Annotated in this window: 11 protein-coding genes; 7 read left to right on the forward strand and 4 right to left on the reverse strand. The window is 72.6% G+C overall.

Going from position 1 to position 12,573, the window contains the following annotated elements; translation table 11 throughout:
* The first annotated feature begins 224 nt into the window (after nt 1–224).
* From pheS to ACZ5XZ_RS11615, 3 genes are all read left to right on the forward strand, one after another.
* Complete coding sequence (pheS, locus tag ACZ5XZ_RS11605; RefSeq protein ID WP_468976672.1) at nt 225–1,349, forward strand: phenylalanine--tRNA ligase subunit alpha; 1,125 nt, start codon at nt 225–227, stop codon at nt 1,347–1,349.
* Nucleotides 1,349–3,874 carry a phenylalanine--tRNA ligase subunit beta gene (pheT, locus tag ACZ5XZ_RS11610; RefSeq protein WP_468976674.1) on the forward strand — a complete coding sequence of 842 codons (2,526 nt, stop codon included), beginning with the start codon at nt 1,349–1,351 and terminating at the stop codon, nt 3,872–3,874. Before pheS ends, pheT begins: the two co-directional genes overlap by 1 nt.
* 482 nt (nt 3,875–4,356) lie before the next feature.
* Entirely contained in the window at nt 4,357–5,607 is a 1,251-nt protein-coding gene (locus ACZ5XZ_RS11615; RefSeq protein WP_468976676.1) for a PP2C family protein-serine/threonine phosphatase, read from the forward strand.
* A gap of 76 nt (nt 5,608–5,683) precedes the next feature.
* On the opposite strand, the gene ACZ5XZ_RS11620 is transcribed toward ACZ5XZ_RS11615, so the two are convergent.
* Nucleotides 5,684–6,619 carry an oxidoreductase gene (locus tag ACZ5XZ_RS11620; protein WP_468976678.1) on the reverse strand — a complete coding sequence of 312 codons (936 nt, stop codon included), beginning with the start codon at nt 6,617–6,619 and terminating at the stop codon, nt 5,684–5,686.
* Nucleotides 6,620–6,700: 81 nt separating this feature from the next.
* On the opposite strand from ACZ5XZ_RS11620, the gene ACZ5XZ_RS11625 reads away from it, so the two are divergent.
* From ACZ5XZ_RS11625 to ACZ5XZ_RS11635, 3 genes are all read left to right on the forward strand, one after another.
* Nucleotides 6,701–7,378 carry a TetR/AcrR family transcriptional regulator gene (locus ACZ5XZ_RS11625; protein ID WP_468976680.1) on the forward strand — a complete coding sequence of 226 codons (678 nt, stop codon included), beginning with the start codon at nt 6,701–6,703 and terminating at the stop codon, nt 7,376–7,378.
* A gap of 95 nt (nt 7,379–7,473) precedes the next feature.
* Nucleotides 7,474–8,811, forward strand: coding sequence for a transcriptional regulator (locus ACZ5XZ_RS11630; protein WP_468976682.1), 1,338 nt, complete (start codon nt 7,474–7,476; stop codon nt 8,809–8,811).
* Nucleotides 8,812–8,859: 48 nt separating this feature from the next.
* Entirely contained in the window at nt 8,860–9,390 is a 531-nt protein-coding gene (locus ACZ5XZ_RS11635; RefSeq protein WP_393488131.1) for an NUDIX domain-containing protein, read from the forward strand.
* A gap of 63 nt (nt 9,391–9,453) precedes the next feature.
* Here the strand turns inward: ACZ5XZ_RS11635 and ACZ5XZ_RS11640 are convergent, their stop codons facing one another.
* Both ACZ5XZ_RS11640 and ACZ5XZ_RS11645 read right to left on the reverse strand, forming a co-directional pair.
* On the reverse strand, nt 9,454–9,711 hold the full coding sequence (locus ACZ5XZ_RS11640; protein WP_468976685.1) for a hypothetical protein: 258 nt from the start codon (nt 9,709–9,711) through the stop codon (nt 9,454–9,456).
* Nucleotides 9,712–10,054: 343 nt separating this feature from the next.
* Nucleotides 10,055–10,924 (reverse strand): 3-hydroxybutyryl-CoA dehydrogenase, encoded by an 870-nt coding sequence (locus ACZ5XZ_RS11645; protein ID WP_468976687.1) that lies wholly within the window; start codon nt 10,922–10,924, stop codon nt 10,055–10,057.
* A 159-nt stretch (nt 10,925–11,083) separates the two neighbouring features.
* Between ACZ5XZ_RS11645 and ACZ5XZ_RS11650 the strand changes: the two genes are divergently transcribed.
* The gene (locus ACZ5XZ_RS11650; RefSeq protein ID WP_468976688.1) at nt 11,084–12,316 is read left to right on the forward strand and encodes a glycoside hydrolase family 10-like protein; all 1,233 of its coding nucleotides are present in this window, start codon (nt 11,084–11,086) and stop codon (nt 12,314–12,316) included.
* Between the two features lie 42 nt (nt 12,317–12,358).
* Here ACZ5XZ_RS11650 and ACZ5XZ_RS11655 read toward each other — a convergent pair whose 3' ends face one another.
* Nucleotides 12,359–12,568, reverse strand: a complete 210-nt coding sequence (locus ACZ5XZ_RS11655; RefSeq protein ID WP_384428818.1) for a DUF1918 domain-containing protein — start codon at nt 12,566–12,568, stop codon at nt 12,359–12,361.
* Nucleotides 12,569–12,573 lie beyond the last annotated feature (5 nt).

Consider the following 12,573-nt stretch of genomic DNA (forward strand, 5'->3'; position numbering starts at 1 on the left):
CGTCGTGCAAGGGTGGTGGCGGGCGACGGGCGGGACAGAGCGTTCCGCGGCGGGCGCCTCGCAGGGGCTCGGGCCGGTCGCGCTGCCCGTCCCCCTTAGACTTGACCTTTGGCACCTTTGGCGCACAGGCATCGCGGGCACAGCGCGGGCTCGGCATCCGACCTTTGTGATCGAGGAGCCGAGGCGAAGCGAGCCAAGCCAGTCCACCGGAAGCACGGGAAGAGATGTCCGCACCCAATAAGTCGTACGACCCTGTCGAGGTCGAAGCCCTGAAACCGGAAGAGATCGCCGCCCGGCTGGACGAGGCGCTGGCCGCCATCGCCGCCGCGGGCGACCTCGACGCGCTCGCCCAGGCGAAGATCGCGCACACCGGTGGCACCTCGCCGCTCGCCCTCGCCAACCGCGAGATCGGCGCCCTGCCCCCCCAGGCCAAGGCGGAGGCCGGCAAGCGCGTCGGCCAGGCCCGCGGCCGGGTGAACCAGGCGCTCAAGGCCCGTCAGGAGGAGCTGGAGGCGGAGCGCGACGCGCGGGTGCTCGTCGAGGAGGCGGTGGATGTCACGCTGCCCTACGACCGCACCCCGGCCGGCGCCCGGCACCCGCTCACCACGTTCATGGAGCGGGTCGCCGACGTCTTCGTCGCGATGGGCTACGAGATCGCCGAGGGCCCCGAGGTCGAGGCGGAGTGGTTCAACTTCGACGCCCTGAACTTCGTGCCCGACCACCCGGCGCGCCAGATGCAGGACACCTTCTTCGTCCAGGGCAACGGCACCGAGGGCGATGAGAGCGGCGTCGTGCTGCGCACCCACACCTCGCCGGTGCAGGCCCGTACGCTCGTCGACCGCGAGCCGCCCGTGTACGTCGTCTGCCCGGGGCGGGTCTACCGCACCGACGAGCTGGACGCCACGCACTCCCCGGTCTTCCACCAGATCGAGCTGCTCGCCGTCGACGAGGGCCTGACCATGGCCGACCTCAAGGGCACCCTCGACCACATGGTCCGGGCGCTGTTCGGCCCCGACATGAAGACCCGGCTGCGGCCGAACTACTTCCCGTTCACCGAGCCGTCCGCCGAGATGGACATGGTCTGCTACGTCTGCCGTGGCGAGTCCGTGGGCAACCCCGACCGCCCGTGCCGCACCTGCTCCAGCGAGGGCTGGATCGAGCTGGGCGGCTGCGGAATGGTCAACCCCAAGGTGCTCGTCGCCTGCGGCGTCGACCCCGAGAAGTACAGCGGCTTCGCCTTCGGGTTCGGCATCGACCGGATGCTGATGTTCCGGCACAACGTGGAAGACATGCGCGACATGTTCGAGGGCGACGTCCGGTTCACCCGGCCGTTCGGGATGGAGATCTGATGCGGGTCCCGCTTTCTTGGCTGCGGGAGTACGTCGACCTGCCGGCGACGGAGTCCGGCCGTGACGTCCAGGCCAAGCTCATCGCCGTCGGCCTGGAGGTCGAGACCGTCGAGCGGCTCGGCGAGGGCCTCAAGGGCCCGCTCGTCGTCGGCCAGGTGCTGACCATCGAGGAGTTGGAGGGCTTCAAGAAGCCGATCCGCTTCTGCACCGTCGACGTCGGCGACGCCAACGGCACCGGCGAGCCGCAGGAGATCGTCTGCGGCGCCCGCAACTTCTCGGTGGGCGACAAGGTCGTGGTGGTCCTCCCGGGCGCCGTGCTGCCCGGCGACTTCAAGATCGCCGCGCGCAAGACGTACGGCAAGAAGTCGCACGGCATGATCTGCTCCGGCGACGAGCTGGGCATGGGCGACGACGGCTCCGGCGGCATCATCGTGCTGCCGCCGGAGTACGAGGTGGGCACCGACGCCATCGAGCTGCTGGAGCTCGTCGACGAGGTGCTGGACATCGCCGTCACCCCCGACCGCGGCTACTGCCTGTCGATGCGCGGCGTGGCCCGCGAGGCCGCCACCGCCTACGGACTGCCGCTGCGCGACCCGGCCCTGCTGGACGTGCCGCCGCCGAACTCCGCCGGCTACCCGGTCAAGGTCTCCGACCCCATGGGCTGCGACCGCTTCACGGCCCGCACGGTCACCGGCCTGGAGCCCGAGGCGCGTTCCCCGATCTGGCTGCAGCGTCGGCTGCAGAAGGCCGGGATGCGCCCGATCTCGCTCGCCGTCGACATCACCAACTACGTGATGCTGGAGCTCGGCCAGCCTCTGCACGCCTACGACCGCGCCGCCGTGGACGGTCCGATCGGCGTCCGGCGCGCCACCCCCGGCGAGCAGCTGACCACCCTGGACGGCACCAAGCGGGTGCTGGACGCCGAGGACCTGGTCATCACCGACAACCGCGGCCCCATCGGCCTCGCGGGTGTCATGGGCGGCGCCAACACGGAGATCGCGGGCCCGGTCACCGACCCGGAGACCGGACAGCCGCGCGGCACCACCGACATCGTGATCGAGGCCGCGCACTTCGACGCGATCACCATCGCCCGTACGGCCCGCCGGCACAGGCTCTCCTCGGAAGCCGCCAAGCGCTTCGAGCGCGGCGTCGACCCGGAGGCCGCGTCCGCCGCGGCGCAGCGGACCGTCGACCTGCTGGTGCTGCTCGGCGGCGGTACCGCCGAGGAAGGCGTCACCGAGGTCGTCTCGCCTCGCGGGCCGCGCACGATCACCATCCCCGCCGACCACCCGGACAAGGTCGCCGGCGTCGCCTACGGCCGGGAGACCGTCGTCCGCCGCCTCCAGCAGGTCGGCTGCGACGTCTACGGCCAGGACGAGCTGGTCGTGACCGTGCCGTCCTGGCGGCCCGACCTCGGCGACCCCAACGACCTGGCCGAAGAGGTCATCCGGCTGGAGGGCTACGAGAACCTGCCCTCCACGCTCCCGAAGCCGCCGGCCGGCCGCGGGCTGACCGAGCGTCAGCGGCTGCACCGCCGGGTCGGCCGGGCGCTGGCCGGTGCCGGCTACGTCGAGGCCCTGAACTACCCCTTCACCGGCTCGCACGTCCTCGATCAGCTCGGCATCGAGGCGGACGACCCGCGGCGCGCGGCGGTCACCCTCGTCAACCCGCTGTCCGACGAGGAGCCCGACCTTCGTACGACCCTGATCCCGGGGCTGCTCGGCGCGCTGCGCCGCAACTACGGCCGGGGCACGCACGATCTCGCGCTCTTCGAGACCGGGCCGGTCTTCCGGGCGACCGGGGACGAGAAGCCGGCCAGCCGGCTGGTCGTCGACCGCCGGCCGACCGACGACGAGATCGCCTCGCTGGACGCCTCCCTGCCGCAGCAGCCGCGGCGCGCCGCCGTGGTGCTCGCCGGAGACCGTGAGCAGGCCGGCTGGTGGGGCGAGGGGCGCCCCGGGACCTGGGCGGACGCCATCGAGGCGGGCCGTACGGTCGCGCGGGAGGCGGGCGTCGAGCTGATCGTCCGTCAGGACCAGCACGCGCCGTTCCACCCGGGCCGGTGCGCGGCGCTCCTCGCCCTCGTCGACGGCGAGGAGGTCCTCGTCGGCAACGCCGGTGAGCTGCACCCGCGCGTCATCAAGTCGCTCGCGCTGCCGGAGCGTACGTGCGCGATGGAGATCGACCTGGACCGCCTGGAGCGGGCCGGTGCCGGCCCGCTGCGCGCGCCGAAGATCTCGGCGTTCCCGGTCGCGACCCAGGACGTCGCGCTGGTCGTCGACGCCTCGGTCCCGGCGGCGGACGTCGAGAGCGCGCTGCGCGACGGTGCGGGCGAGCTGCTGGAGTCGCTGCGGCTCTTCGACGTCTTCACCGGCGAGCAGCTCGGTGCGGGCAAGAAGTCGCTGGCGTACGCGCTGCGCTTCCGGGCCGCGGACCGGACGCTGACGGCGGAGGAGGCCACGGCCGCCCGCGACGCGGCGGTGGCCGTGGCCGTGGAGCGGACGGGTGCGGTGCTGCGCGGCTGAGCGGTCCGCCTGCCTGTGCCGAGGGGCGAGGGCGCGGAGGGTGTGAGCCTTCCGCGCCCTCGTCCCTTCGGCGTACGGGGGTTGGGTCTCCGGTGGGTGGGCGATGTGGTGCCTGTGGGGGACCGGCGGGGGCGAGGAGACCCCTCGGGCCCCTGCACGATCACCCAATCGAGTGGTTATTTACCTATCGTCGCGGGATGGGCACACAACGTCGCGAGAATCGACGAGGTCGATGAGGCCCGCGTGACCGCTGCAGGCGGGCCGAACCGATCGGCGCAACACCTGCAAGGGGCCACCGGCTAGGGCTTGTCCGATGGGTCAGGGTCGGGAAAGGCCGCGGCGTCTGGTGCGGCGCATCACAAGGCGCCGGAGCGTCTCGACGGCGGAGCTCTCGGGACGTTTCGGCAACGCCGCGAGGTGCCGTGCCAGACGCCGTGGACCCGGCCATGACCCATCGGACAGGCCCTAGGGGGACCAACGGCATGATCCGAACGTGGACGCGGGGCGCGGCGCGCGCCGGCGCGGCCCGTGTCCGGCGGGCCACGGTCTTCGTCCTGCCGGGCCTGTGGGTGCTCGGCGTGGTGGGCTGGGAGCTCTCCCACCCGACCAGCGGTCAGCTGCTGCAACTCCTCGCCGCCGCACCGGCCATCGCCTGCGCGGGCACCGGCCGCCGCCAGTGCGTCCTGCTGGGCGGAGGGTGCGCGCTTCTCGCCCTCGTGCCGTTCGGCGGCGAGGGACCCGGGGCCGGGCCGGGCACCCGCGCGCTGACCTGCGGTGCGATTCTCGCGGTGATCGGCGCCAGCTATCTGACGGCCGGCCGACGGCTGCGGCTGGTGCGGGAGCTGGAGCGCACCCGCGAGGTCGCCGCGGCCGCGCAGCGGGTGCTGCTGCGGCCGCTGCCGCCGCGGATCGACGGGCTGGCGCTGGCGGCCGATCACCTCTCGGTGAGCGAGGGCGCGGTGGTCGGCGGGGACCTGTACGAGGTCGCGGGGACCCGGCACGGCGTCCGGGCGGTGATCGGGGATGTGCGCGGGCACGGCCTGGCGGCCATGGGCATGGTCGCGGCGATGCTCGGCAGCTTCCGCGAGGTGGTGCACGACGAGGCCGAACTGTCGGGTGTGCTGCGCCGGTTGGAGCTGTCGCACCAGCGGCATCTGCGGGAGCGGGGGCGCGTCGAGCAGCCGGGGGGCGGTGCGGAGCCGGCGAGCCCGCTGGCGGAGGAGTTCGTGACGCTGTTGCTGGTGCAGGTCGCGCAGGACGGGTCGGTCACGGCGCTGAACTGCGGGCATCCCTGGCCGTATCGGATCGACTGCGGGGCTCTCGCGCCGGTCGCCCTGGTCGCCCCGGCCGATCCGATGCCGCCGCTGGGGCTGTTTCCGCTGCCGGAGGAGCTGGCCGCGGTGCGGTGCGGCCGGCTGGAGCCCGGTGCGGCGCTCTTTTTGCACACCGACGGGGCGGTGGACGCCCGGGACGCGGCGGGGGAGTTCTTCCCGCTGGCGGAGGCGTTGCGCGGCAGCGTCGAGGCGGCCGAGTCGCCCTGCGGCCCCGTGCCGTCCGGAGTGGTGGACGAGGTGCGGGAGGCGCTGCTGCGCCATGCCGGCGGGCGGCTGACGGACGATGTGGCGCTGCTGATGCTCTGCAACGACCGGGTAGGGCTGCCGGCCCGGGCGGCCGGGGCGGGGCGGCGTTCGCTGTCGCTCGGCGGGCGAGGGACCGGCAGGGGCGCCTCCTAGGGGTGTCCGGGTCAGGGCCGGACCTGCCCTGTGCCCCGCCGGTCCGGTCCGGGCCGGGCGCTCCTCGTGACCCCGGTCAGCGCCCGTCTTCCGCGGCGGCCTCCTTGCCGCTCAGCGACGGGAAGCCGACGCCGGTCAGCTCCTCGGAGGCCTCCCACAGGCGCTTGGCCCCCTGCGGGTCGCTGGCCGCGGCCGACCTGCTGACCATCGTCGGACCGCCGCGCATCTCGCCGAACCCGTCGGGGCCCAGATAGGCGGCACCGGGCAGGTCCTGGGTGGCGGCGTACAGCGTCGGGAGGGCGCCGGCCCTGTTGTCCTGGGCGATCACCCTGTTGCCGATCCGCATCAGGGCGCGCCGGACCGCGCTGGCGTCGTGGCTCTGCAGATGGGTGGCGGCGTAGCCGGGGTGCGCGGCGAGGGCGCGGACGGGGGAGCCCGCCGCGGTCAGGCGGCGCTGCAGTTCCAGGGTGAACAGCAGATTGGCCAGTTTGGACTGGGAGTACGCCCGGTAGGGGGTGTATTCACCGGTCAGGTCCAGGTTCTCGAAGTGGACGCGGGTGCCGGGGGCCTTGTGTGCCATGGACGCCACCGTGACCACGCGGTCGGTGACGTGCGGCAGCAGCAGGTTGGTCAGCGCGAAGTGGCCGAGGTGGTTGGTGCCGAACTGCGTCTCGAAGCCGTCCTTGGTGCGGGACTCCGGGACCCCCATCACTCCGGCGTTGTTGATCAGCAGGTCCAGTCCGCCCTGCCAGGACTCGGCGAACGCGCGCACGGAGGCGAGGTCGGCGAGGTCGAGGCGGCGCACTTCGAGCGTGCCCTTGGTGCCCTTGACGGTGGCGGCGGCCTCCTCGCCGCGCCTGACGTCCCGTACGGCGAGCACGACATGCGCGCCGGCCCGGGCGAGGGCGTCGACGGTGGCGAGGCCGAGCCCGCTGTTGGCGCCGGTGACCACGGCGGTGCGGCCGGTCTGGTCGGGGAGGCGGGTGGCGTTCCAGGTGGGTGTGTGAGCCATGCTCTCAATGTAGGCAGCGTCAACAATGCTGTCAATGACAACAATGTAGCCAGTGAATACATCGGCGCTAGGATGGCGGCCATGCAGACTCGTCGCTACCACCACGGAGACCTTCGCGCCGCGCTGCTGGACCGCGCCGAGCAGACGCTCCGCGAGAAGGGTCCGGGAGCCCTGTCCCTGCGGGAACTCGCCCGTGACCTCGGCGTCAGCCACGCCGCGCCGAGCCGGCACTTCAAGGACAAGCAGGCGCTGCTGGACGCGCTGGCGCTCACCGGGTTCGAACGCCTGGAAGCGGCCCTGACCGCGTCCCAGGCGGCGGCCGGCGGGTCGTTCGCCGAGCGGCTCGGCGCGCTCGCCCGCGCCTACGTGGACTTCGCCACCGCCAACGCGGCCCTCCTCGACCTCATGTACACGGTCAAGCACGAGCCGGAGGCGTCCGAGGCGCTGATCGCGGCCGCGCACCGGCTCGCGGCGATGGCCGTGGAGCTGGCCGCGGACGGACAGCGCAGCGGCGACGTACGGGAGGGGCCCGTCGAACGGATCGCGATGCCGCTCTTCACCACCCTGCACGGCTTCGCCGGGTTCGCCGCCGGCGGCGTGCTCTCCGCGGACGAGGTCGCCTCCGGTCTCGACGACGTGATCGGGTACATGCTGCGGGGCTGTGCGGCGGACGGACGCGAGGTCACCTGGTCCGAAGGGGCGCCCGGCCTGTACTGCCTGGGGCCGCGCCCGCCCCGGGGCCCTTCACACCCCGTGTGAAGCGGGGTTCACTACGCTCGACTGGTGGAGTGGTGAAGTCGACAAGGCCATGAGCGGGGAGCCGCCACGACGGGCCCGCTCACCGGGAGGCCGTTGTGGAGCCCAATACCCTGCTCGATGCGATTCTCGACGAGGCCGGCATCTCGCACGCCGGGCTGGCCGCCCGGATCAACCGCCTGGGGCGGCAGCGCGGGCTGGCGCTGAGGTACGAACACACCGCGGTCGCCCGGTGGTTGAAGGGCCAGCGGCCGCGCGGACAGGTACCGGACCTGATCTGCGAGGTCCTCGGCGAACGGCTGCACCGGCCGGTCGGACTCGACGACATCGGGCTGAGCCGCCCGGGACACCACAGCGCCCCCGAGACCCCGCTGTCCGGCTTCGTCGAGCGGGCCACCGCGCTGTGGCGGTCCGACGAGCAGCAGCGGCCGCATGTGCTCGCCGCCCCCGCGCTCACCGGCACCTCGGCGGTCATCCCCGTATGGGAGTGGGAGAACCCGCCCGAGGACTGCGATGTCTCACGCGACGGGCTGACCCGGGTGGGCCTCGCCGACATCGAGATGCTGCGCGCCGCACGCAGCCATTACGAGCAGATGTACCGCAAGGCGGGCGGTATCGCGACCAGAGCGCGCATCGTGGGATTCCTCAACGCCGAGGCGGCGCCGCTGCTGCGCGGCAGCTACAGCGACGCGACGGGGCGTCAGCTCCACCGGGCGACCGGCGGGCTGGTCGCCGTCGCCGGCATCTGCGCCTACGACTCCGACGCCCTCGGGCTGGCCCAGCGCTACTTCCACCAGGCACTGCGGCTGGCGAAGGCCAGCGGGGACCGCGGCCTCGGCGCGTACGTCATCGCGCTGCTGGTCAACCAGTCCCTCTTCGTACGGGAGTACCGCCAGGCGGTCGCCTTCGCGGAGGCCGCGCTGCGCGCCGCCGGCCCGCAGATCACCCCCGCGCTCTCCGCGGACCTCTATGCGATGCAAGCCAAGTCCTACGCCCGGCTGGGCGACGGCGCCAGCGCACTGGCGTGCATCCGGCGCGCGGAGGCGGCCGCGGAGCGCATCCGGCCCGGGCTGGAGCCGGCCGAGACGGGCTATGTGCAGCCAGGCCTGGTGAACGTACAAGTGGCGGAGGCCCTCCTCAGCCTCGGTGACCTGCGGGCCGCCCGGGAGCAGGCGGACGCCGCCGTCGACACCCCCGCACACGACCGCGGCCGGGTCCACCGGCTGGCCATGCTCACCCATATCGAGCTGCGCCAGGGCGATGCGGACCGGGCCGTGGCCAACGCGGCCCAGATGACGGAGCAGGCCCGGGGCATGGAGTCGCAACGGCTGCGGGACCGGCTGCGGGCGGTACGCGAGCATCTGGCGGAGACCGGGAGCTCCGCGACGGACGAGGCGGCCGAACTCATCGACGAGGTGCTGCGCGTTCCGCTCTGACCGGGCACGTGTCACCTTGCCGGTCCAACAGCGGAAGGTGGCAGTTACGTGCGGTGGAACAATCTCAGCGAGAAGCCCGTCTATGCGAACCCGTGGTTCCGGGTCAATCTGGCCGATGTGGCGTTGCCCGACGGTCGACACCTGGACCACTTCCTGATCCGGATGCGGCCGGTCGCCGTCGCCACGGTGGTCAACGCCGCCCACGAGGTGCTGCTGCTGTGGCGGCACCGGTTCATCACCGACACCTGGGGATGGGAGCTGGCGGCCGGGGTCGTCGAGGACGGCGAGGACGTCGCGGCCGCGGCCGCGCGGGAGATGGAGGAGGAGACCGGGTGGCGCCCCGGCCCGCTCCGGCACCTGCTCACCGTGGAGCCGTCCAACGGCCTCACCGACGCCCGGCATCACATCTACTGGTCCGATGAGGGGGAGTACCTCGGCCTGCCGCAGGACGACTTCGAGTCCGAGCGGCGCGAGTGGGTGCCGCTCAAGCTGGTGCCCGACATGGTGGGCCGAGGGGAGGTGCCGGCCGCCGGTATGGCCGCGGCCCTGCTGATGCTGCACCACATCCACCTGGGCTGACGGCGATCGGGCCGACCGGCCGCGGACGGACGGGGCGATCTGGCCGTCCGTCCGCGGCGGGGCTCATCGGCCGAGCGCCTGCCACAGGGCGATCACCAGTGCCGCGAGTCCCGTGAGTGCGGCGAGGGACGGCAGTGGCCAGCGGGTGCTCTCCAGCCGCGTGACGCGGGCGGTCAGTTCGTCCGCGTCACGCGCGCTCTGCTCGGAGCGCTGCGCCTGCAGCGCGAGTTGGCCGTCGACCCGGGCGGTGCGTACGTCGAGCAGACGCCTCAGCTCCGCTAAGTCGGCGGTGGTCAGGTCGGGTTCGGGGTGGGCGGTCACGGTCCGCTCCTCATTCCTTCGGTCAGCGACTTCGTCGTGCGTACGCGCCTCAGTCAACTGCGCTGCGCCGAAGGGCGGGAGCGTGTGCGGTGGGCAGATGCGGGTCTGCACTTCACACCCCGTGTGAAGTGACCGCGGGTGACGGCGCGACGGCATGCGCACGGGGTGTGAACCACGCACTCCCGCCGGGCCCCCGCACACGCTTCCGTGTCCGCCCGCGGGGGAGTTGACTCGAACTCCCCACGGGGAACCGAAGCCGGCGGATGGGCGCCCGCCGGCCCGGAGTCCGCCCGCCGGAACTCCCCCGGGCGGCGGGCGGGCACTCCCCCCGAGCGTCGGGTTCTCAGTACGAGTAGAACCCCGACCCCGACTTCCGCCCCAGCCGGCCCGCGTCGACCATGCGCTGCAGCAGCGGGGGAGCGGCGTACAGGGGTTCCTTGTACTCGTGGTACATGGAGTCGGCGACCGAGACCACGGTGTCCAGGCCGATCAGGTCGGACAGCCTCAGCGGGCCCATGGGGTGGGCGCAGCCCATCTCCATGCCGTTGTCGATGTCCTCGCGGCTGGCGATGCCCGACTCGAACATCCGGATCGCGGAGAGCAGATACGGGATGAGCAGGGCGTTGACGACGAAGCCGGAGCGGTCCTGGGCGCGGATGGCGTGCTTGCCCAGCACGTCCTGCACCAGGGCCTCGGCGCGCTTGATGGTCTCCTCGCCGGTGGTGAGGGCGGGGATGAGCTCCACCAGCTTCTGCACCGGGGCCGGGTTGAAGAAGTGGATGCCGATGACCTGGTCGGGGCGGGAGGTGGCGACCGCCAGCTTCACCAGCGGGATCGACGAGGTGTTGGACGCCAGGATCGCGTCCGGCCGGGTGATCACCTGATCGAGAACCTGGAAGATCTCGGTCTTGACCTGTTCGTTCTCCACGACGGCCTCGATGACGAGATCGCGGTCGGCGAACTCACCGAGGTCGGTGGTGAAGCTGAGCCGGTCGAGTGTCGCGTCGCGCTCCGCGACGGTGATCTTGCCGCGCTCGGCGGCCTTGCCGAGGGAGTTGGTCAAGCGGGTGCGGCCCAGCTCCAGAGCCTCGCCGGTGGTCTCGGCGACCATGACGTCCAGCCCGGCGCGGGCGCACACCTCGGCGATGCCTGCGCCCATCTGGCCGCAACCGACCACTCCGACGCGTGCAATGTCGGCAAATGAGTCCGTCACCTCGTGCCTTTCGCTGTTCTTCAGGACCGGCGGTACGCCGTAAGGGTCCGACGCCCGCCTCGGCCCCGACGTTACTCCGCGCGGTGCTGTGCTAAGGCCGCCGGGGCGGGCATTCTGAGCCCTCAGGACAGGATGAAACGGACAAGCTGGGGACTTTTGATGAGACGGATCACACGAAGGGGCTTCGCGGTGGCCGCGCTCGGCGCGGCCTCCTCGCTGCTGGCGCCGGGTGCGGCGGCGGCGCCCTCGGCAGGTGCGCCGCGGCGCGAGATGCGGGGCATGTGGCTGGCGACCGTCGGCAACCTGGACTGGCCCTCCAGCGCGAGACTCTCCCCGGCCGAGCAACAGCGTGAGCTGCGCGCCCACTTCGACTCGGCCGTCAAACACCGGCTCAACACGGTCTTCTTCCAGGTGCGCGCCACCGCGGACGCGCTGTGGCCCTCCCCGTACGAGCCGTGGGCCCAGTCCCTGACCGGGCAGCAGGGCCGCGACCCCGGGTGGGACCCGCTGGACTTCGCGGTCCGCGAGGCGCACCGCCGCGGGCTCGAACTGCACGCGTGGTGCAACCCGTACCGGATCGCCCACCACACCGATCCGCAGCGGCTGGCGGCCGGCCACCCGGCCCGCCGGAACGGGTGGTGGACGGTCGCGTACGGCGGCAAGCTCTACTACAACCCCGGGCTGCCGGAGGTCCGCGGCTTCGTCCAGGACGCGATGCTGGACGCGGTCGCCCGCTACCCCGTCGACGGACTGCACTTCGACGACTACTTCTATCCGTATCCGGTCGCCGGCGCGCGCTTCGACGACGACGAGGCGTACGACACCTACGGCGGCGACTTCGACCGCCGGGCCGACTGGCGGCGGGACAACATCGACCGGCTGGTGTACGAGACGGCGCAGCGGATCGAGGAGGGGACAGCGCGGACCGGGCGCCGGGTGCGGTTCGGCGTCAGCCCGTTCGCGGTCTGGCGCAATCAGAGCACCGACCCGCGGGGCTCCCGTACGCGGGCCGGGGTGGAGACCTACGACGACATGTACGCCGACACCCGCCGATGGGTGCGCGAGGGCTGGCTGGACTACATCGTGCCGCAGGTCTACTGGCCGCTCGGGACCCAGGGCGCCGACTACGCCGAACTGGTGCCCTGGTGGTCACGGACCGTCGAGGGCACCGGCGTCGACCTCTACATCGGCGAGGCGCTCTACAAGGCCGGCACCAGCGAGCCGGCGGCCTGGAAGGACCCGGCTGAACTCTCCCGGCACCTCACCTTCGCCCGCGCCCACCCGCAGGTCGGCGGGCATGTCTACTTCTCGGCGAAGGACGTGGCCAGGGACCGGACGGGGGCGCTGGCCAGGGTCGTACACGATCACTACGGCAGCCCGACACGGCCGTAGCGGCCTGCCGCCACGGCCGTCGCGGAATCCGTATGCGGTGCCTTACCGGCCGGGGTCGATGTCGGAGGTCTTCGCGTGCCGGACGACCGAGTCGGGGCCGGGCGACATGATCGCTTCGTGTCCGTCCTCGGCACGGACACGGTACGGCGGATCGCCGTTCGTCCCCAGTACCTCGATGATCTCGACGACCCGGTCGTGATGTCCCACGGTCCTGCCGTGCACCACCAGCCGGTCGCCCTTGGTCGCGTGCATCAGGG

It is taken from the genome of Streptomyces sp. NPDC033270 (assembly GCF_055576575.1).

What these genes read in the sequence shown, in the direction of transcription:
- pheS (WP_468976672.1), top strand. Translation starts at nt 225, where the DNA reads ATGTCCGCACCCAATAAGTCGTACGACCCTGTCGAGGTCGAAGCCCTG.
- pheT (WP_468976674.1), top strand. Translation starts at nt 1,349, where the DNA reads ATGCGGGTCCCGCTTTCTTGGCTGCGGGAGTACGTCGACCTGCCGGCG.
- ACZ5XZ_RS11615 (WP_468976676.1), top strand. Translation starts at nt 4,357, where the DNA reads ATGATCCGAACGTGGACGCGGGGCGCGGCGCGCGCCGGCGCGGCCCGT.
- ACZ5XZ_RS11620 (WP_468976678.1), bottom strand. Translation starts at nt 6,619, where the DNA reads ATGGCTCACACACCCACCTGGAACGCCACCCGCCTCCCCGACCAGACC.
- ACZ5XZ_RS11625 (WP_468976680.1), top strand. Translation starts at nt 6,701, where the DNA reads ATGCAGACTCGTCGCTACCACCACGGAGACCTTCGCGCCGCGCTGCTG.
- ACZ5XZ_RS11650 (WP_468976688.1), top strand. Translation starts at nt 11,084, where the DNA reads ATGAGACGGATCACACGAAGGGGCTTCGCGGTGGCCGCGCTCGGCGCG.
- ACZ5XZ_RS11655 (WP_384428818.1), bottom strand. Translation starts at nt 12,568, where the DNA reads ATGCACGCGACCAAGGGCGACCGGCTGGTGGTGCACGGCAGGACCGTG.